The following is a 19037-nucleotide window of genomic DNA, read 5'->3' on the forward strand; positions in this document are numbered from 1 at the left end:
GACGCATGGAAGCCGACAAACTGCACTACCTGAAGATCCCGAACGCGGAGGGCGGGCGCGCCGAAGGCGTGCGGATGGTCTACGTGCTCGCGGGCAAGCCGTGGATCGACGTCTTCGCCAGCTTCGAGACGGCGCGAGCGGTCGTTGAGGGCAAGAACCCGTTCAAGCAGTATCCCTTCGTGGAGACGCCGAGCGGCGAGCACATCTACCAGACGCTGGCGATCATGCACCACGTCGGGCAAGGCACCTCGGCCTGGCCCGCGGATCCGGAGGCGCTGACCCGGGCGCTCTCGGTGGCCATGGGCGGCTACGATCTCTACCAGGCGTTCGGCGCGTTCCCGGCGGACGACGTCGTGGCCAAGCAGAAGTTCGAGGAGCGCCGCTTGCCGCAGTACTTCGGCGCGCTGGACGAGATCTACCGGACCCGGGATTTCGCGGCCGGCAAGTCTCCCTGCTTCGCCGACTGCATCGTGCGCGAGGCGGTCTGGTGGTGCGCGCGCCGGAACGACGCCGCGCGTGCCCTGTTCGAAGAGAAACAGTGGCTCTCGGCCTTCAAGCGCCGCTTCGACGCGCTGCCCGAGATCGCGGCTTTCCTCGCGAAGCAGGCCGCGGCTCGTGTCCAAGACGACTCGCTCTAGTCTCTGGCAAGACTGCCCAAGTCGAGTCTAGTGCCGCCACTCGCGGTGGCTCGCGTGGCTCGCGGTCTCGACAGCAGGCAGCTCGGTCCCGTACGCCTTCTGGTAGAAGCGCGCGGCGGCGCCGCGGAGCTCGGCCGGCGGCACGTCGAGGACGGCCCTCCAGAGCTTGGCGAAACGCTCCGGTCGGATCACGCCGCGGCCGATCAGGGCGTCCGGGTCCAGGCCGAGCTCCAGGGCTAGTCCGCGGAAGGTGGCCAAGGCCGCGTGCCAGTAGGTGCCACCGCGCCCCACGAACACGTGGCGCGAGAGCAGCACCAGCTCGAGCACCGGCGAGTGCGTGCTGGCGATGATGCTGGCCAGGTAGGCTGACAGCTCCTCCCGGGCCCGGGCGCGCAGCGAGCCCTCGGGCGCGTCGAGCGGATCTTCGACGCCGAGCTGCTTGCACAAGAGCTCAGGGATCGGGATGAGGCCCCGGGCGAAGTCCAGACGGTGCTGCACCTCGTGGCGCTCGACGGAGGCGACGTAGAAGTTGCGCAACCTGAGGAACGCAGCCCGAGGCCCCGGCTCGAGCAGCTCGGCGTGCAGGTCGTCCCACTCGCCGAGCTGCGCGCGCGGGACGCGCAGCGAGAGGTCCGCCGAGTAGTCCGCCTCGGGTACTAGCCGCTCCGGAATGCGCAGCACGTGCCCGAGCCCTGCCAGATCTCTGCGCCAGCTCTGCACCAGCGCGCGGCGCCGCGCCAGCAGCTCGCCCACGCGGCGCACGGCCGGATCGCGCCCCTCTTGCGTGGCGACGAAGTAGCCGCGCAGGAGCTCGCCAGCGCGGGTGTTGACGCTCTTCACCCAATCGCCGCCCCGCGCGTCCGCCTCGAGCTCGGTCGCTTCGTCCACAAGGCTCATCGGCTCGGCGTCGGGGAGCGCGGGGAGCACGTAGCGCACCAGATCGCCCTCGACCTGATCGAGCAGGACCGTCGCTGCCGGCAAACTCGGCCGCGTGTAGCCGGTGTAGCCCTGCACCAGGTTCAGCCGATCGAGCCGCCACAGGTGGACCACACGGTGCGTTTGGTCCCCGCTCTTCACCCACACCTCGCGCTCGACGTAGAACCCGAGCAACGCGGCGCGCGCCCCGGTCGGGCCCGGCAACACGTCGGTGTCCACGAAGTAGGGGTGCTTCGAGTCGGCCAGGGCGCGGTTCAGCGCGCCAGCGGCCAACGTCAGACGGTTGCCGGACTCCTCGAGCTGCTCCGCCCCCGAGCTGGCGTTCAGCTGCGCGGCGGCGTCGAAGAGCTCGCCCAGGCGAGCGGTCGCGTCCCCACCTAGCGTCTTCTGCACGGCGGGGCCGGTGGCCTGTCCCCTGGCGCGCTCGGCGGCCGCGCGGTCGCCGCGCGACGCCGCGATCACGAAGGCCGTCATGTGCTCGGAGAGCGCGCGGCCTTCGGCGCTCTGCCGCGGGTCGAAGGGGCGGCTGAGGCGCCAGGCGAGGAGAGCCCCGCCGAGGGACAAGCAGGCGAGCGCGACCACGCTCAGCGTGAGCCAAGGCCCGCGCCGCGGCGGGACCAGCTGCGCTCCGAGCGCCTCCTGCTCCGCGCGCACTGCCTCGACGTCGTCGTAGTCCGCCTCCGGCGCGCCGCTGGCCACGTTCAGGAAGGCGATGCGGCACAGGTGGACCGGGTCGTGGACGTTGGTGCCGAGGTGCGCGCGGTCGAGGGCCGCGGAGAGCAGCCTCTGGGCGCGCCAGCGGATCAGCGGGTCGAAGCGCGCGAGCTCACGTTTGCCGAGCTCCGGGCGGCCGCCGGCGATGGCCGCGGCGAGCGCGGTGAGCGTAGCGCGCCGGACGCGGGACATGGCTCAACGCGAGCGCCGTGGCGCGCGGCTCGGCCGCTCGCGCGGGCCGCGCGCCGGCCAGGCGCTGACCAGCTTCAGCGGCGGGAGCTCGCGTGGGTCGAGGGACGGATCCGAGGACTGCGAGGTCCACCTCGGCGACGTCTCTTGTCCCCACCACTTCAGGCTCAGGTGGATGTGGTGGTGGTGGTACGGCCAGCCGCTGCCGTAGGCGACGTGCCCGGCGAACGCCGAGACCTCTTCGCTGGTGAGCCTCTTCGGATCGCCGGCGGGCAGGGCGCCGAGATCGCTGGCCGCCTGCTCGATCAGCGGGCCGAGCACCTGATCGACGCCGATCACGCGGGTGCGCGGGTTGGAGATGAGCTTCGCCATGAAGAAAGCCTGCCGCGGCAGGTCCACGACGTGCTTGGTCTTGGCCGCGTCGGAGCAATAGCCGTCGGCGTGGACCGAGCCGTCGCCGCAGACGATCTCGGCGTGGTTGTCGCCGTCGGTCTGGAAGTAGGCGAGGTCCTGGTTGCCGCCCTGATCGTGGGTGGACGCGGGGTGGCGCGGATCGTCGACGTCGTAGCCCGGGGTGATGCCGTTCTTCTGGCAGGTGTCGATGAGGCCTAGCGGACCCGTGCCGGGGAACGCCTTGGCGGTCTCTGCCAGCGCCCAGCGCACCAGCATCACCAGCTCGCGGCGCGCGAAGCGGTAGTTCGAATAGGTGTCCCAGACGTAGTTGTCCTCGCCTTTTCCGCTCTTCGGATCGGGGAAGGGGAAGGGGATGAGCCCCGCGCCGTTCGGCTGCTCGCCCACGCACTCGGCGAAGCTGAACGAGTCCAGGCAGGTCTTGCCGTCCTGATAGGCGAATTCGTCCACGTGCAGGCTGTAGGTGTTCTCGGCGCCCATGTTGCCCACCACGCGCAGCAGGTACTTGTCGCCGCCCGCCTCCGACCAGAAGCCGTAGTACTCGGTGTCGGTCTCGGAGCTGCGATCGCCGTAGGGGTAGAGGGCGCCGACGCGGGAGCCGACGACCTTGCCAGCGCTGTCGTACACCACCAGATCCAGATCACCGGCGGCGTTCGCGAACTCGATGCCGACGCGCAGCACCTTGCCCTTCGGCACCGTGACCTCCCACCAGTCCTCGTCGCCTTTGCAGGCGAAGAGGCCTTTGGTCACGCCGGCCGGCGCGGGTTTGGCGGCGGCTTGGGAGTCGTTGTCCTCGAGCGTGTCGTCCTTGCCGTCGCAGACGAAGAGCTCGGTGCTGCAAGCGCCGGCGTTGCACCAGCTGTCCTTCGGGCACCAGCCGGTGGGGTTTTCGGGGGTACAGGCGACGTCCTCGGGGATACACTCGTCGCTCAGGCAGACCAGGCCGCTCGGGCACGCCGCCGCGGCGTCGCAACCGGCGCGGCAGTAGGTCGCGGTCTCGTCCTCGGTCTTCGCGCACCAGTAGCCGGCGCGGCAGTCGAGATCCATGCCGCAGCCCTGCACGCACACGCCGCTGCCGTCGCTCGCCACCGGCTGGCACGAGCCCTGCCCGCACTCGCTCGAGTCCGCGCAGCCGAAGGCCAGGCAGTAGCCGCCGATCCAGCCGCTGGGGTCGCTCGAGCCGTCGTAGCAGGAAGCGTTCACGCTGCTGCACTCGCTGTCGTCACCGCACTTCGCGCCGGGCTCGCCCGCCGGGGGCTCGAACAGCTCGCAGAAAGTTCCGCCGGCCTTGTCGCAGCCCTTGCCCTTGAGCGGCGCGCACACGCCGTGACGATCGATGGCACCCCCGCTGCAAGCCGCAGCGTCGAGCTGGGGCAGGCAGAAGCCGTTGCCGCCGAGGACGGTCGATTCGTAGCAGAGCGCGCCGGGGTCACAGCCGTCGGCGGCGCCGGGCGCGGAGCAAGGAGCCGTCGCGCGGGTCACGCACACACCGTGCAAGCACACGCCGGGATGCGGCTCGCTACCCAGGCACTCCGCGTTCGAGAGGCAGGGGCTGCCCGGTGGTTTCGGCGCCGCCGCTTCGCTGCCCGTGTCGGTGCCAGCGTCGTCGTGCGGCTGGCTCTCGCCGCCGTCGTCGGAGCTGCACGCCGGGGCGACGCCGAGCAGGCAAGAGAAGGAGCCCAGAGCCAGGAGCGAGAGCGCGCGGAAGGTCATGCGGGCGCGGAGGGTGCCACGGCTCGGCCCGCTTGCCAGCGCCGGAATGGAGCACGGCGAAATGGCGAAATAATTCTCGCCTGGGCGCTCGTGCGGCCTGCGAGGTCACTTCCGAGCGAACTGCTTCAGCCGCTCCATCGCGGGCTTCTGGCCAAAGCGCTCGGCCCAGTCGCGGGCCGTGCGCCCGGCGTAGTCCGTGTCGCGGGGCTTGGCGCCGCGAGCGATCAGCACGTCGAGGGCCGCGGTGTGGCCGAAGGCGGCAGCGACCATCAAGGCGGTGGTGCCGGCGGCGGTCGGCCGGGCGTGCGGCGCGTAGCGTGAGCTCGGATCCGCGCCCTTCGCGAGCAGTGTCCAGGTGACCTCGCCGTGCCCGAAGGTGGCGGTGTGGGCGGGCCAGATCGTGGCGCGCGGATCGGTGTGGTCGGGATCGCCCAGGAAGGCGTGGACCGCGGGGTGTCCGGCGGCGGCGGCGATGAAGATCGGCGCCGCGCCCTGACTGTCGGGGGCGTTCGGGTTCGCGCCGGCCTCGAGCAGGGCCAGGGCGACGTCGTTCGAGCCCGCCGCTGTCGCCAGGCAGAGCGCGTCGGGCGTGATCAGCGCACCGGCGGCCATCAGCTCGCGTGCGCGCGAGAGATCCCCCAGAGCCGCCGCTTCTTCCAGCGCCGCGGCCTGGGAGCCTCGAGCTGCCCCCTCGTTGGACATCGCACCATCATGCTAGCGCGGGGCCCTCCTGCTGGCCGAGAGAGCTGCATTCTGACAAGCTCGGGCTCATGCGCGCTCGAGCGTGGGTCCTGGTCTTCCTGGTGATCGGCTGCGGGGGCGGTGACGGCGGCGGATCCGCGAGCGGGACCGGTGGCGCCGGCGGCCAGAGCACCGGCGGCCAGAGCACCGGCGGCCAGAGCACCGGCGGGTCCGGAGGTCAGGGCGCCGGCGGGGCCGGGGGCACCAGCGCCGGCGGCTCCAGTGGGGGCTCGTGCGCTGAGGCGCCGCACACCGGCGAGGCGACCTACTACGCCGCCACCGGCGACGGGAACTGCATGTTCGGGCCGTCGCCGAACGACCTGATGGTCGGCGCGATGAACCAGGCCGACTATCTGGCCTCGGGCAGCTGCGGCCGCTGCGCCGCCATCCAGGGTCCGAGCGGTTCGGTCACCGTCCGCATCGTGGACCGGTGCCCGGAGTGCAAGCCAGGTGACATCGATCTATCGCCCCAGGCCTTCGAGAAGATCGCCGCGCTCCCCCTGGGACGCGTGGACATCAGCTGGACTTACGTGCCCTGCGCGGTCACGGGCCCGCTGCGCTACCGCTTCAAGGAGGGCAGCAACCAGTGGTGGACCGCGGTGCAAGTCCGCAACCACCGCCACGGCATCGCGAAGCTCGAGTACGAGAAGGGCGGAAGCTTCGTGGAGGTGAAGCGCGAGGACTACAACTACTTCGTCGAGCCGGCGGGCATGGGCCCCGGGCCGTACACGTTCCGCGTCACCGACGTGTACGGGCACTCGGTCACCGACACCGGCGTCGCCCACGTCGAGGCGAGCGAGGTCAGCGGCGCCGCGCAGCTCCCCGACTGCCCATGAGCATCGAAGCCCTGGCCGAGCTCTTGCGCGGCCGGCGAGTGCTCGCGCTGACGGGCGCGGGTTGCAGCACGGAGAGCGGCATCCCGGACTACCGCGGCGAGGGCCGGCGCGCGCGGCCGGCCACGCCGGTTCAGTACCAGGCGTTCACGAAAGATCCGGCGGTGCGCCGCCGCTACTGGGCGCGCAGCCTGGCCGGCTGGGCGCGCTTCTCGCGGGCGGAGCCGAACGCCGCGCACGTCGCGCTGGCGGAGCTCGAGCGCGCCGGGCGCTGGGCGGGGCTGATCACGCAGAACGTCGACCGGCTGCACCACGCCGCCGGCAGTCGCGACGTCATCGAGCTGCACGGGGCCCTCGAGCGCGTGCGCTGCCTCGGCTGTGGGGCGCTCGAGCCGCGGGTGGCGCTCCAGGCCCGCCTGCTCGCGGCGAATCCCGGCTGGGAGCCGGCCCCCGGAGCGGCGATGCCCGACGGCGACGCGGAGCTGGAAGGGGAGATCTCCGTCGTGGACTGCGTTGCCTGTGGCGGCGTGCTCAAGCCCGATGTGGTGTTCTTCGGCGAGAACGTGCCCCGCGCGACGGTGGACGAGGCCTACGCCAAGGTCTCGAGCGCGGAGGCGCTGCTCGTCGTGGGCTCTTCGCTCACGGTGTTCAGCGGCTACCGCTTCGTGCGGCGCGCGGCGGAGCGCGGCATCCCCATCGCCATCGTGAACCTGGGACCGACTCGGGCAGACCACCTGGCCACCCAGAAGCTCGAGGCGCGCGCGGGTCAAACGCTGCCCCGGCTCGTGCAAAGCTTGACCTGAAGGAGATCTCGCCGCATTCCTTCGGCACCGCATGGGCGCAATCGAGCATCCCCAGTTCTCGGATCTCCCCGTCGAGAACACCAACCTCACGGCGTTCCTGCCGCTCCGCCCGCCGCGCGTGGTCAAGGCCGAGCTCGCGGCCTCGGTCCAGGTGAGCGAGCTGGTGCTGGCGGCACGCCAGGAGATCCGCGACGTCATCTTCGGACGCGACCGCGAGCGTACCCTGGTCATCGTCGGCCCGTGCTCCATCCACGATCCGGACGCCGCCGTCGAGTACGCGTACCGGCTCGCCAAGGTGCGCGAAGCGACGCGCGATCGCCTCGTCCTGATCATGCGCGCGTATTTCGAGAAGCCGCGCACGACGCTGGGCTGGAAGGGCCTGATCAACGATCCTCACTTGGACGGGAGTTGCGACATCGGTACGGGCCTCGTGCGGGCGCGCCAGACGCTGCTCTCCATCAACGCCCTGGGCGTGCCCTGCGGCAGCGAGGTGCTCGACCCCATCACCCCGCAGTACGTGGCAGACCTGCTGTCCTGGGCCTCAATCGGCGCGCGCACCACGGAGAGTCAGACGCACCGCGAGATGGCGAGCGGGCTCAGCATGCCCATCGGCTTCAAGAACGGCACCGACGGCAGCCTCGACGCCTGCGTCAACGCGCTGATCTCCGCCGGACACTCGCATCACTTCTTGGGCATCAACTCCGAGGGCGTCACAAGCGTGGTGCAGACGCGCGGCAACCCCGACCGCCACGTCGTCTTGCGAGGTGGCACCAAGCCCAACTACTCACCAGAGGACGTGCGCGAAGCGGCCGCGCGTGTCGTCGCCGCCGATCCGCGGCTGGTGCGCCCGATCATGGTGGACACGTCGCACGGCAACTCGATGCGCGACTGGCGCCGTCAGCCCGAGGTGTGCCGCGCCGTGCTCGAGGAGATGCGGGGCGGCCAGAGAGCCTTGATGGGCTTCTTGATCGAGAGCAACCTGGTGGAGGGCCGGCAGGACTGGAAGCAGGGCGCGACGCTCGCGCGCGGCGTGTCCATCACCGATGGCTGCCTGGGCTGGGAGGCGACGGAAGCGCTGCTCTACGAAATCGCCGGGCGCTAACAAGCGCCGCAGACCGAGCACGCATCCGGGCAGCAGTCGCCGGCCAGCGAGCAACCCTGGTCGCACCAGCAGCCCTTCGGCGAGCTCGTGCCGCAGTAGCCCTGGCAGCACGACGTGCCCGGGCAGTTGCCCGGATCGGGGTTCGTGCCGCCGCACTCGCGCTTGTAGACGCCGCTCGGATCGGAGCCCGTGAAGCCCGTGCCGCCGCAGGAGTAGAACTTGTTCACGGGATCCCAGCCGCAGGGGTTGCCTTGGCAGGAGCCTGGCCCGCCCTGGAGCTTGCCGCACTCCCAGTAGTAGATCTCGTTGTTCGAGCCGCAGCAGCCGACCAGGCCGTGGGCCTCGCCGCAGGTCTTGGGGATGATGTTGCCGCTCGTGCCGCCGGTCGCGCCCGAGCCGCCGGTCGCGCCCGAGCCGCCGGTCGCGCCCGAGCCGCCGGTCGCGCCCGAGCCGCCGCTGCCGCTCGCGCCGCCGCTGGAGGAGCCCGCGGCGCCGCCGCTAGGGAAGCCAGCGGCGCCGCCCGTCGCGCTCGAGCCACCGCTGCTCTTGTAGCCGCCGACTCCTGCGTCCGGGAGCCCCCCGCCGAGGTCGGCCTCGCCGGTCGCGCACGCTACAATCGAGAGGAGCACCAGGCCGGAGCACACGCTGAGGACTCGCCGCGCCATCACCCTGGGAGCCTAGCAGAGAAGCGCCCCTCTGCGACGACCGGGGAACCATCGACTCGCCGGAGCTGTCCTGGTACGAGCCGTGCCATGAGATTCCTCGCGTTCTCGCTGCTCCTCCCTGCGCTCGGGTTCGCCTCGGGCTGCCAGACCAGCGCCCAGAGCTCCGCTCCCGCGTCGGTCTTGCCGCTGCGCTCGCTCAAGCTCTACGAGACCGGCGTCGGCTACTTCGAACGCTCCGGGACGCTGGCCCGCGGCGAGAGCACGACGCTGCCGGTCCCAACCGGGCACCTCGACGACGCGCTCAAGACGCTGGTCGTGGCCGGCAGCGCCGGCGGCGTGACGCTGACCGGCGTCGAGTTCTCGAGCAGCTTGAGCCGGGGCATGGCGCGGGCGCTGGCGGGGCTGCCTCCGGGCGCCGAGGAGCCGATGACCTATCGCACGCTCTTGCTCTCGCTCAAGGGCGCTGAGGTGGAGGTGCGCACCTCGGGCAAGAAGTCGGAGACGCTCGTGGGACGGCTGATCGACGTGCTCGAACCGGCGCCCGGCCCGGCCGCCCCGCCCCCCGAGCCGGACGAAGGCGACAAGAAACGGCGTGACAAGTCCGAGGAGCCCGAGGCGAAGAAGCCGGAGCTCACGCTGCTCCTGGTCACCAAGGAAGGTGAGCTCCAGAAGCTCGACACGGCAGGTGTCGCCAGCGTGCGCCCGACGGATCCGAGCTACTCGACGCGCTTCGGCGCGGCGCTCGACGCGCTCTCGGTGCGCGCGGCTCAGAACCAGCGCTCGCTGCGCCTGCTCGCCCAGAGCGACAAGCCCATCACGCTGGGCTACCTGGCCGAGGCGCCGATCTGGCGCACCACCTATCGCTTGGTGATCGCCGACGGCGGGGAGCGCGGCACGCTCCAGGGCTGGGCGTTGATCCACAACGACACCGAAGAGAGCTGGGCCAAGGTCACGGTCGAGCTGGTGAACGGTCAGCCGGATTCCTTCCTGTTTCCGCTGGCCGCTCCACGCTACGGGCGGCGCGAGCTCGCGGAGCCGGAGGAGCGGCTCGCCACGGTGCCTCAGCTGCTCGACACCACCGTGGACCAGATCTGGGGCGACAACCTGGAAGAGGGCATCACCACCCACGGCTCGGGGACCGGCACCGGCCAAGGCTTCGGCTCCGGCCACGGCAGGCTCGGCGGCAGCCACAAGACTCGAGCGCCGAGCGTGCGCATGGGCGCGACGATCTCGAGCAGCGAGGCGCTCAGCGTGGGCAACCTCGCGTCCATCGCCCCCGCGGAGGGCGTCGAGGCCGGCGCGCTGTTCAGCTACAAGCTGGCCCAGCCCCTGGATCTACGCGCGCACGGTTCGGCGCTGGTGCCGTTCCTGCAGTCGTCCGTGGTCACGCGGCGCATCAGCTGGTTCTCCGGACCAGGGACCGCGGCCCGCAGCTCGATCCGCTTCGTGAACGCCACCCGCCAGACGCTGCCGGCGGGGCCAATCGCGCTCTACGAAGCCGGAGGATTCGCGGGGGAGGCGGGGCTCGCTCGGCTCAAGCCCACGGAGCGCGCGTTCCTGCAGTTCGGCGTCGACCTCGACGTCGAGCTCGAAAGCCTGAAGAGCGAGGCGAGCGAAGCGACCCAGCGAGTGACGTTCAAGAAGGGGCGCCTGGTCGAGGACTTCTTCAAGAACAGCGTGCACACCTACGAGCTGAAGAACCGCTCGCGCTCGGTGCGCACCGTGTACCTCTCCCTGAACATCGTGGACAACTCCAAGGTCGAGGGGGCCGACGAGCTCGACTACGACGTGCACGACAAGAAGCCGCTGGCGGTGTTCAAGGCCGAGCCCGGCAAGAAGCTGGAGCGCACGCTGAAGGTCCAGGAAGGGCTCCAGCGCTCGACGGGTGTCGATTCACTGACCGCCATGCGTCTGACCGAGCTCGCGGCGCTGGAGGCGCTGCCGGCGCCGGATCGCGCCGCGCTGAAGGAGGCCGCTACTCGCCTGGAAGAGGCCGAAGCGCGCGGCAAGGAGCGGGACGAGATCCAGGCCGCCATCGACGAGGTGACCGAAGATCTGAAGCGCCTGCGCGAGCACCTGGCGGCCCTCGGCGACAAGAGCGGGCAAGGCGCCAACGCGAACCCGCTGGTCAAGCGCATCCTCGACGCCGAGGACAAGCTCACGGCGCTGCGCGCGAAGCTGAAGACCGTGGAGCTCGCGACCAAGGACAAACGCAAGGCCGCCGAGACGGTGCTGAAGAAGCTGGAGAAAGAGGAGCCGAAGAAGCCCTGAGCTACTGGATCACGACCTTGCTCTTGTACATGCCCATCCCGCACTCGAAGCCGAGGGTCTTGGCCTCCTTGGTGTCGATGGCGATCTCGACGGGCTGATTCACCGGCAGATCCTTGGTGATCTTGAGGTCGGGGAACACGACCTTGTCCGCACAGGTGTCCTCCGTGGTGCGCTTGAAGCGCAGCGTCGCGCTCTCGCCCTTCTTCAGCGTGATGTTGCTCGGCGTGAAGCCGTTCTCGTCGGCCTTCACCTCCACGGTGCCCGACACGGGCCCGCTCGCGGGCGCGGCGCCACCGCCGCTGGGTTTCTCGGTCTTGTTGCAGGCGACGACGGCGAGCGCGAAGGAAATGACGAGGGCGGTCTTCATGGCGGCCGGATCTTGGCGCCCGAAGGCCCCGAAGTCCAGCCGCGACCCGCGACCTGGAGCTCGGCGCCGAAGCCCCCGAGGTCCACCGCGCCCCGGCGCTCCACCGCGAGACCCAGAGCCGCCAGCTTCTTCGCAGAGAGCGCCGGCAGGGGCGAGAGCCAGACCAGGCGCCCACCGGGCTCGAGGCAGCGCCCGACGTTCTCGAGGAAAGCCACCATCAGGTCCGCGAGCTCGCCGTGGCGTGCCACCCGGCGGCCCATCGGGGGATTCGTGATGACCAGCGTCACGCCGACGGGGTGGTGGCTCTGGGCCTCGCCCCGGACGAGCTCCGCGTGGAGCCCGGCGCGGCGCAGGTTCTCCCGGGCGGCGTCCAGCGCAGACGTGGAGACGTCGGTGCCAATCAGGCGCTGGAACGGCCCGAGCAGTCCGCGCTCGCACAGCTCGAGACCGCTGCCGACGAACGGATCCCAGACCACGTCGTCGGCGCGCACGCCCGCCACTCGCGCCAGCGCCGCGGCCACCGTCGGGTGCGACGCCGCGGGGACGTCGCGTCCTCGATAGCCGAAGCGGAGCTCCTCGTCGGGACGCGCGACCAGGACCACGCGTCGCGCGCCCTCGTCGACGCGCGCTTCCCAGAGTGCGCTTCTCGGGTCGTTGACCAAGAGCCCGGGGTCGAGCGCCTCTGCGATGCGGAACGTGCGCGCGCGTTGGTGGCCACCTTCGCGCCAGGCCAGGCGGAAGCGTGGGATCCCCGACGAAAGCGCGCGGAGCAGCGGGGCCGCCGACTCGAGAGCCGCCACCACGCTCGCGTCGGGCGAGCGCGCGGGTCGGAGCGGGAGCTCGAGACCCACGTCGAGGGCGGCGCGGAGCAGGAAGAGCGGCCGGAGCGCTCCCGCCCACGGCAGCACCACCTCGCTCGGGGAGCGCTCTGCCGCGGCGGGCAGTCCGCGCTCGCGCGCCTCGTCGAGCAGCACCGGCCCGAGCCCGTGGCGGCAGCCGAGCACCACGGTCACCTCGCGCGCGAGTGGTCGGTCGAGATCGAGCGTGCTCGGGCCGTGCTCGGCGCTGCGCCCCAGCATCACCAGCGCTCGCCCGCGCCGTCGCTCGAGCTCCGGGTCGTCCGCCGAGAGGGCCGAGAGGAAGCTCCCGCTGTCGGCGCCGCCGACCTTGCCCAGCGCCTCCGCCAGCGCCCGGCGCTCGGGCAGCGCAGAGCGCTCCCAGCGTCCGAGCAGCGCCGCCTCCACGCCGGGACCCCCGACCTTGCCGAGCCCGGTGATCGCGGCCCGCTGCACGCGCGGATCGGCGTCGCCCAGCAGCTCGAGCAGCGCGTCGCGCAGCGCGTCGGGATGCTCTGCTGCGACCCGCGCCACGACGCGAGCCAGGCGGAACCGGGCGGCGGCGGCTGCGCTCGGGAGCGCCGCTCGCGCCGCTTCGGCGCCGGGCGGCCCAGCGCGGGCGAGGGCGCGCTCCGCGGCCTCGGCCGTGTCGTCGTCGGAGCCAGAGAGCAGCGCAGAGAGCGCCGCGAAATGCCGCGCGCCGGGCGTGAAGCCGGTGCTCTGCCAGTCCGCTGGGAGCTCGCTTCGGCGCTTCAGGCTGGGCCCTCGGTCTTGCAGTTTGCGCTGCAACCGTCCCCGTTCTTCTTGTTGCCGTCGTCGCACTCTTCTTGAGGCGTCTGCTTGATGCCGTCGCCGCAGCGGGGTCCCAGCTTGCAGCCGGTGTCGCACTCGCCGTAGCCGCCGTCGTTCACGCCGTCGTCGCAGGCCTCGCCGAACAGGCTGTCCACCACGGCGTCGCCGCAGAAGCCGCCCTTCTTGCAGCCCGGCGCGCAGCCGCCGTACGGCGAGAGGTTCACGCCATCGTCGCACTCTTCTTGCGGGCTCTGCACGCTGCCGTCGCCGCAGTGCGGGCCCTTCTTGCAGTCGCTGGTGCAGCTGCCGTAGCTGCCGTCGTTCTTGCCGTCGTCGCAGGCCTCGTTCGGCGTCTTGATGCCGTCACCACAAACGCTCTGACAGCTCGACGTGCTGCTGACGAAGCCGGAGAGCGTGAGCTTGTAGTTCGACTGCGTGGTGTGGCGCTCGGCCTGGAACACCACGATCTCGTAGACCTTACCCACGGTCAGGCCCAGTTGGGCAGCATTGGCCGCGTCCAGCGTGACGCCGCCGCTCATCGCGCCGTGCACGCCGCCGAGATCCACGGCCAGCTGCTTCTTCACGAAGACCCAGACGTCGTCGTCGCCGGTGAAGTCCAGCTGCTCGCCGCCCTTGTACTCGAACCAGTAGCGGACCTCGCTGGTGAAGTGGAAGTTCTGGCTGTTGCCCTCGTTGCCCCAGCCCAGGCCGTTCAGCGGGAAGAAGTTGGTGTTGTTGTACTGGTAGGCGCCGCCGGCAATCTGCGTCAGCGTGAGCGTCTGCAAGATGGTCTGGTTGACGCCGGCCACGTCCGAGTACCACTGATCGAAATTCGCCGCGCCGGTGGTGGTGGGGGTCGTGGTCGCGGAATTGTACTGGGGTTTGCCGTTCGCCTTCAGCGTGTTGGAAACGATGCCCAGGTCGACGCCGAGGAAGTCCTCGAAGTCCGGGTGCGCGATCTTGAAGTCTCGGAGCACGATGGGCAGGACCAGCTGCGTGCCGCCGCCGCTGGGCGTGTCGGTGCACTGGAAGCCCGGCTCCACCTGGCAGGTGGCGGAGCAGCCGTCGCCGCTCACCGTGTTGCCGTCCTCGCACTGCTCGTTGTCGCTCGGCAGCTTCAGGCCGTCGCCGCAGGTGCTCGAGCACTCGCCGGCGCTGCAATTCGGCTCCTTCACGCAGAACGGCGTGCAGCCGTCGCCCATGTCGTTGTTGCCGTCGTCGCACTGCTCGGTGCCTTCGGGCTTGCCGTCGCCACACACCGTCTTCTCGCAGGCGGTGCCCGGCGTAGGACACTTCCAGCCCTTCTCGAGCTTGCAGCTCGGATCGCAGCCGTCACCCGCCAGCTTGTTCTTGTCGTCGCACTTCTCGCTGCCGGCGAGCAGGCCGTCGCCGCACTCCGCGGCCTCGCAGGCGGCGCCCGGCGTGGGGCACTTCCAGCCGGCCTCGACCTGGCAGGTCGCGTCGCAGCCGTCACCCGCGGCCGAGTTGCCGTCGTCGCAGGTCTCGTTTCCGCTGATCTTGCCGTCGTCGCACTTGACCGTGGACACGCAGGCTTGCCCCGGGGTGGGGCAGGCGAAGTCGTTCTCGATGGCGTCGCAGTTCGCGGCACAGCCGTCGCCGGAGACGCCGTTGCCGTCGTCGCACTTCTCACCGGGGTCGATCTTGCCGTCGCCGCAGGCCGGGCCCGCGTCGGAGCCGCAGCTCTCGTCCGCGCAGGCGTCGGGATCTCCGCCGCTGCCGCCGGCGCTGCTGTCGATGTTGATGCCGCCGCCGCTGCCGCCCGTGCCGCCGCTGCCGCCGCCGGCGGAGGCATCGCCGCCGCTGCCGCCGTCGGGTTTCTTCGCGACCTCGGAGTCACCGCCGCAGCTCGACGAGACGACGCCGGCGAGGAACAGCGAGCCCAGGGCGAACAGCAGGGTGGGGGAGGGTCGCGCGCGCATGATCCGGTAGCATAGCCCGGGACTCGCCGCGGGTCACAGCTGGCTGGTGTAGCCGCGGAGCTTCCAGGCTGGCAGGTACACGTCGGCGCACTGGCCGTGCTGCCAGCCCGGCAGGGTCGGCGGCGTGCCGATCGCGTCGAGCGTGGTGAAGGTGCAGATCTGCGCGAAGGTCGTGTCGTCCGTGATGGCAACGCGCGCGCGGACGCTGTCCGCGGTGACGGAGCGATAGAAGCCCGCGGGGAGCGTCGGCAGCGGGATGCTCTTCGACGTACCGGGGTAGGTGAGGCGCCCTTCCGTCGAGGCGTTGGACCAGAGCACGAAGAGCTCGCTTCCATCGTAGCCCGCCGCGGCGGTGAGGTAGCCCGTCGATGGCGCGGTCAGTAGTGTGCCGTTGCCGGTGCCCAGCTGGTCATCGTTGGCCTGGAGGTCCCAGGCATAGAACGGGCCGTTCAGGGTGTCGCCCCAGAGCATCGCCGCCTTGTCCGGGCGGCGTGCGTAGGCGAAGGCCAACTTCGCATACGGGTGAGTCACTTTCTTCGTCGTTCCGCTCGCGGCCAGCGTGACGGCGTCCAGGATGTCCACCTGCCCGTTGTTGGCGCCGTCCTGCCAGAGCACCCGCGGCGAGCCGTCGGAGTCCACCGCGATGGCGCGCGCGTCGCCCGCCGAGAGCGGGTTCGTCAGCTCGGGGCCGTTGACCAGCAGCGCGCCGGTGCTCGCGTCGATCTTCTTCACCACCGCCTTGATCCCGGCGAAGTAGAGCAGGTAGGCGTGCTTCGGCCCGCCACCCCCGGTACCTCCGCTCGCTCCGCCGCCACCCGGTGCCCCGCCACCACCCGGTGCCCCGCCACCACCCGGTGCCCCGCCGCTGCCGCTGCTGCCGCCGCTGCCGCCGCACTCGCAAGGTCCCCAGGCAGAGCCGTCCTGGAGACAGACCTGGCCTCCGGCGCACGACGCGGGTCCGACGCAGGACTGCGTCGAGCCCGGGCTGCACGTTCCGGCGCCGCCGGCGCCCGCGGGGTTCGACGACTCGCTGGAGCAGCCGGTGACCAGAGCCAGCGTGGTGAGCAACGCGAAGCGAAGCATGGCGGCGAGGATACGCGATGCGGGCGTCGCTCAGAAGCTTCCTCGGAGCGCCCCGCCACCCCAGCCCGGCACGAGCGTCAGCGTGGTGCGCTGGGGCTTCGGTTTCGAGACCAGGAGCGCGATGCCGACGCCGGTGGCGAGCACCCCGGCGCCGAGGCCCACGAAGCCCCCGGTCCGTACCGCCTTCCAGGTCGCGATGGAGTCCACCTCGTCCTGAGCTGCGAGCTTCTGCCCGGGCTTGGCCTCGGCGCAGCCGTCCGTCCCGCTCCGAACGGCGCACAGATCGGTCAAGCGATCGCGGTGGGCCGAGACGTTGCTGCTCGCGACGAGCGCCGAGGCGCCGCCCAGCACCGCCAGGCTCGCGCCCCCCACGGTCAGCGTCCAACCGAGCGTCCGATCTGGCGGTGGCGGCTCGGGTTTGGGTGCCTCGGGCCCCGGCGGCTGCCAAGACGGCGGCGCGGCGACCGGCGGGCCCGCGCTCGGGCTCGCCGTGAAGTCGGCCAGAGCCAGCGCGCCGGCGGTCACCGTGAGCTCGCGCTGATCTCGATCCCCACCGGCGCGAAGCTCGATCCGCCGCTTGCCGGCGAACACCACCAGCGGCTTGCCGAGCGGTAGCGTGCCGCGCCAGCGCGCGGCGAGCCAGATCTCCGCCCCTTCGGGGCCGCGCACGTCGACGCGCCCCATCGCCCTCTCGTGCTCGGCGATGAAGGCGCGGGCCTTGTCCGCCGCCGCACCCTCGAGCCCGAGGCCGAGCGCGGCTTCGTAGGCTTCGAGCGCGACGTCGTCCTGCTTCAGGCGCGCGGCAGCGGCGCCCAGCTCGTACTTGCTCTCCTTGGTGGCGCGGATGCGGTCGGCCTCCGCGAACAGGTCGATGGCCGCCTGCCAGCTCGCCGGATCGTTGGTGTCGAGGGCGCGCTCCTTGGCGGCGATGGCTCGGGTGAAGGCCGCGTCGTATTCGTCGGCCAGAGCGGGGGCGCTCCAGAGCAGGAGCACGAGTGAGAGCAGCCCTCGCGTCCTCTTCACTGGCAGACTTCCGCGGCGCACACCATGCTGGCGCACTCGGAGGAGCGCGTGCACGGCGCGCCCTTGGGCTTGCCCTTCGGGGGCGGTGGCTTGGCGGAGGCGGTCGGCGCCGCCGACGGCGCCGACGAGGCGATGGGCTTACCGCGCGGGCTCGCTGGCGTCGGCGCCAGGTTCGCCTCCGGCGCCGGCTCGGCGCTGGGGAGCTCGGCGGCGCGCTCGGGCTCCGTCGGCGCGAGCGGGGCGGCGGCTGGCGCAGGCGGATCGGCGCTCGGGGTCGGGCTCGCCGGCGTCGCGCTCGTGCGCAGGCCGATGACGGCCACCGCGCCGACGGCGATCAGCGCGAGCGCGGCGACGCTGGCGATGGTCCGCGCGCTGCCCTTGTGGGCTGGAAGATCCCGGCGGCTCTCGATCACCTGCGCGTCCTCGCTCTTCTGCGGGAACAGCGGCGGCGGCGGCGCGCTGATGCTGGTGGCGGCGGTGACGCGCCCGGTGGTGGCCCCGGTGCGAACGCTCTCGCGGACCCGGCGCACCAGCGCCGAGACCCCGTCGGGGCGGCGTTCGGGCCGCGTGGAGAGCGCTTCCATCACGGTGCCCGAGAGCGTGTCCGGCACGGCCGCGCCCGCCTCCAGCGGCGAGAGCGGATTCAGGCGCGCCTGCACGTTGGTCACGTCGCTCCACGGCAGCCGCCCCACCAGCATCGCGTAGAACACCACCGCCAGCTCGTACACGTCGGTGCTCTTGCTGGCGGGCGCGCCGAAGAAGCGCTCCGGCGCCATCGTGGCCGGCGTGCCGCGAGCGATGCCCGCTTGGGTGGTGGTCGACGCCGGCGCGTCGATCTCCTTGGCGATGCCGAAGTCGAGGAGCTTCACGGCCCGCGCGCCGTCGACCAAGAGCAGGTTCTCCGGCTTCAGATCGCGGTGCAACAGGCCCGCGTCGTGGAGCGCCTCGACCGCGCTCGCGAGCTGCTCGAACAGATCGAGCGCGTGGGCCAAGCCGAGGGCACCCCTGGCCGACAGGTGATCCGCCAGCGTCTCGCCCTCGCAGCGGCGCATCACCAGGTACGGTAGCCCGTCGGGCAAGCGACCGGAGCCGAGCACCTCGACCACGGCGCGATGTCGCACGCGCTCGAGCATCTTGGCCTCTTCCAGGAATCGCTCTTGCTCTCTCGGGGTGAGCTCGCGCTCCCGCGGCACCTTGAGCGCGACTTCTTCACCGTTCCACAGCGCGGCGTAGACGACGGCGCTGCCGCCTTCACCCAGGACGCCCTGGATGGAGAACGGGCCCAGCTCCGCCGGGATTACCGCTGTGGGTTCGGAAGCCGCCACCGCCCGGAGAATAGTGCATCTCCGGGGTCGGGCAACGCGGGGTGGTCAGCGCTGTGCCAGCTCGGTGCAAGAGCCGCGGATTTCGATCTCCTTGGTGCTGTCCTTGACCTCGACGTTGGCCACGCCGTTCTCGCTCTGATCCACGATCCAGAACAGGTCGCCGGGCCGGAAGGAGTGGCTCTGGACCGAGTTGCTGCTCGCGGTCGAATAGGTACCGCTACCGAATTTCGGCTTCTGCCCGAAGAACACCTTCACGGTCTTTCCGCAGGTGTTTCGGATCGTGACGCTGACGCTGCTCGGCGCGGCCGGCTTGGCTGCGCTCTCGGCGACCGATTCAGTGCTCGGCGTGGCCGCGCCGGGGCTCGGAGCGGCCGTGGCCGGACTGCCGGCCGCGGGCGTCGTCGCCGCGCCCGGCTGAGCCATCATCCCGCCGTAGGCGCCGAGCGACGTGCAGCCCGCGAGGGCGGCCAGGAACAGGGGAGCGAAGGAAAACGCGAGCTTCATTTTTGTGGTCTCCGTGTGAGCGAGTCGGCCGCCCCTGAGCAACGCATGTGCCACCAGAAATCTCCGCGATTCGCGGCGTGGTAGCTCCTGACCTGGGGCTTCGATCCCGCAGGTTGACGCCGGATTGGGGCATGCGCGCCACAGCCGCGAT

General features: G+C 71.4%; 15 protein-coding genes and 1 pseudogene. 5 read left to right on the forward strand and 11 right to left on the reverse strand.

The genetic code is table 11. The features are described 5' to 3' along the window. The first annotated feature begins 5 nt into the window (after positions 1-5). Positions 6-638 (forward strand): glutathione S-transferase family protein, encoded by a 633-nt coding sequence (locus HS104_10000; protein MBE7480300.1) that lies wholly within the window; start codon positions 6-8, stop codon positions 636-638. 27 nt (positions 639-665) lie between these two features. Here HS104_10000 and HS104_10005 read toward each other — a convergent pair whose 3' ends face one another. The 3 genes from HS104_10005 to HS104_10015 all read right to left on the reverse strand — a co-directional run bounded on the left by HS104_10005 (position 666) and on the right by HS104_10015 (position 5303). After that, on the reverse strand, positions 666-2480 hold the full coding sequence (locus tag HS104_10005) for a hypothetical protein (GenBank protein MBE7480301.1): 1815 nt from the start codon (positions 2478-2480) through the stop codon (positions 666-668). 3 nt (positions 2481-2483) lie between these two features. After that, complete coding sequence (locus tag HS104_10010; GenBank protein ID MBE7480302.1) at positions 2484-4601, reverse strand: hypothetical protein; 2118 nt, start codon at positions 4599-4601, stop codon at positions 2484-2486. Between the two features lie 105 nt (positions 4602-4706). Beyond that, positions 4707-5303: an ankyrin repeat domain-containing protein gene (locus tag HS104_10015; protein ID MBE7480303.1), complete on the reverse strand. Its 597-nt coding sequence runs from the start codon at positions 5301-5303 to the stop codon at positions 4707-4709. A 68-nt stretch (positions 5304-5371) separates the two neighbouring features. Between HS104_10015 and HS104_10020 the strand changes: the two genes are divergently transcribed. The 3 genes from HS104_10020 to HS104_10030 are packed head-to-tail and all read left to right on the forward strand — an operon-like array spanning position 5372 to position 8080. Next, positions 5372-6178 carry a hypothetical protein gene (locus tag HS104_10020; protein ID MBE7480304.1) on the forward strand — a complete coding sequence of 269 codons (807 nt, stop codon included), beginning with the start codon at positions 5372-5374 and terminating at the stop codon, positions 6176-6178. Then, on the forward strand, positions 6175-6978 hold the full coding sequence (locus tag HS104_10025; protein ID MBE7480305.1) for an NAD-dependent protein deacetylase: 804 nt from the start codon (positions 6175-6177) through the stop codon (positions 6976-6978). The genes HS104_10020 and HS104_10025 overlap by 4 nt, the downstream gene beginning before the upstream one ends. Before the next feature lie 31 nt (positions 6979-7009). Continuing rightward, positions 7010-8080: a 3-deoxy-7-phosphoheptulonate synthase gene (locus HS104_10030; protein ID MBE7480306.1), complete on the forward strand. Its 1071-nt coding sequence runs from the start codon at positions 7010-7012 to the stop codon at positions 8078-8080. Here the strand turns inward: HS104_10030 and HS104_10035 are convergent. Then, positions 8077-8745, reverse strand: a complete 669-nt coding sequence (locus HS104_10035; protein MBE7480307.1) for a hypothetical protein — start codon at positions 8743-8745, stop codon at positions 8077-8079. The two genes, HS104_10030 and HS104_10035, sit on opposite strands and share 4 nt — an antisense overlap. Before the next feature lie 87 nt (positions 8746-8832). Between HS104_10035 and HS104_10040 the strand changes: the two genes are divergently transcribed. Further along, positions 8833-11016, forward strand: a complete 2184-nt coding sequence (locus tag HS104_10040; protein MBE7480308.1) for a hypothetical protein — start codon at positions 8833-8835, stop codon at positions 11014-11016. A 1-nt stretch (position 11017) separates the two neighbouring features. Here HS104_10040 and HS104_10045 read toward each other — a convergent pair whose 3' ends face one another. The 7 genes and pseudogenes from HS104_10045 to HS104_10075 all read right to left on the reverse strand — a co-directional run bounded on the left by HS104_10045 (position 11018) and on the right by HS104_10075 (position 18886). After that, complete coding sequence (locus HS104_10045; protein MBE7480309.1) at positions 11018-11383, reverse strand: cupredoxin domain-containing protein; 366 nt, start codon at positions 11381-11383, stop codon at positions 11018-11020. Then, positions 11380-13008, reverse strand: coding sequence for a HEAT repeat domain-containing protein (locus HS104_10050; protein ID MBE7480310.1), 1629 nt, complete (start codon positions 13006-13008; stop codon positions 11380-11382). The genes HS104_10045 and HS104_10050 overlap by 4 nt, the downstream gene beginning before the upstream one ends. 227 nt (positions 13009-13235) lie before the next feature. Next, a pseudogene (locus tag HS104_10055) lies at positions 13236-14951 on the reverse strand (DUF4215 domain-containing protein). A gap of 33 nt (positions 14952-14984) precedes the next feature. Beyond that, the gene (locus HS104_10060; GenBank protein MBE7480311.1) at positions 14985-16034 is read right to left on the reverse strand and encodes a hypothetical protein; all 1050 of its coding nucleotides are present in this window, start codon (positions 16032-16034) and stop codon (positions 14985-14987) included. 30 nt (positions 16035-16064) lie between these two features. Continuing rightward, positions 16065-17057 carry a hypothetical protein gene (locus tag HS104_10065; GenBank protein ID MBE7480312.1) on the reverse strand — a complete coding sequence of 331 codons (993 nt, stop codon included), beginning with the start codon at positions 17055-17057 and terminating at the stop codon, positions 16065-16067. Continuing rightward, a complete protein-coding gene (locus HS104_10070) occupies positions 17054-18382 on the reverse strand; it encodes a serine/threonine protein kinase (protein ID MBE7480313.1) in 1329 nt (442 codons plus the stop codon). Before HS104_10070 ends, HS104_10065 begins: the two co-directional genes overlap by 4 nt. A gap of 45 nt (positions 18383-18427) precedes the next feature. After that, positions 18428-18886, reverse strand: a complete 459-nt coding sequence (locus HS104_10075; protein ID MBE7480314.1) for a hypothetical protein — start codon at positions 18884-18886, stop codon at positions 18428-18430. Positions 18887-19037 lie beyond the last annotated feature (151 nt).

The organism is Polyangiaceae bacterium (assembly GCA_015075635.1).
GTDB lineage: Bacteria > Myxococcota_A > Polyangia > Polyangiales > Polyangiaceae > JADJKB01.

What these genes read in the sequence shown, in the direction of transcription:
- HS104_10035 (MBE7480307.1), bottom strand. Translation starts at nt 8,745, where the DNA reads ATGGCGCGGCGAGTCCTCAGCGTGTGCTCCGGCCTGGTGCTCCTCTCG.
- HS104_10005 (MBE7480301.1), bottom strand. Translation starts at nt 2,480, where the DNA reads ATGTCCCGCGTCCGGCGCGCTACGCTCACCGCGCTCGCCGCGGCCATC.
- HS104_10020 (MBE7480304.1), top strand. Translation starts at nt 5,372, where the DNA reads ATGCGCGCTCGAGCGTGGGTCCTGGTCTTCCTGGTGATCGGCTGCGGG.
- HS104_10000 (MBE7480300.1), top strand. Translation starts at nt 6, where the DNA reads ATGGAAGCCGACAAACTGCACTACCTGAAGATCCCGAACGCGGAGGGC.
- HS104_10060 (MBE7480311.1), bottom strand. Translation starts at nt 16,034, where the DNA reads ATGCTTCGCTTCGCGTTGCTCACCACGCTGGCTCTGGTCACCGGCTGC.
- HS104_10010 (MBE7480302.1), bottom strand. Translation starts at nt 4,601, where the DNA reads ATGACCTTCCGCGCGCTCTCGCTCCTGGCTCTGGGCTCCTTCTCTTGC.
- HS104_10015 (MBE7480303.1), bottom strand. Translation starts at nt 5,303, where the DNA reads ATGTCCAACGAGGGGGCAGCTCGAGGCTCCCAGGCCGCGGCGCTGGAA.
- HS104_10040 (MBE7480308.1), top strand. Translation starts at nt 8,833, where the DNA reads ATGAGATTCCTCGCGTTCTCGCTGCTCCTCCCTGCGCTCGGGTTCGCC.
- HS104_10045 (MBE7480309.1), bottom strand. Translation starts at nt 11,383, where the DNA reads ATGAAGACCGCCCTCGTCATTTCCTTCGCGCTCGCCGTCGTCGCCTGC.
- HS104_10075 (MBE7480314.1), bottom strand. Translation starts at nt 18,886, where the DNA reads ATGAAGCTCGCGTTTTCCTTCGCTCCCCTGTTCCTGGCCGCCCTCGCG.
- HS104_10030 (MBE7480306.1), top strand. Translation starts at nt 7,010, where the DNA reads ATGGGCGCAATCGAGCATCCCCAGTTCTCGGATCTCCCCGTCGAGAAC.
- HS104_10025 (MBE7480305.1), top strand. Translation starts at nt 6,175, where the DNA reads ATGAGCATCGAAGCCCTGGCCGAGCTCTTGCGCGGCCGGCGAGTGCTC.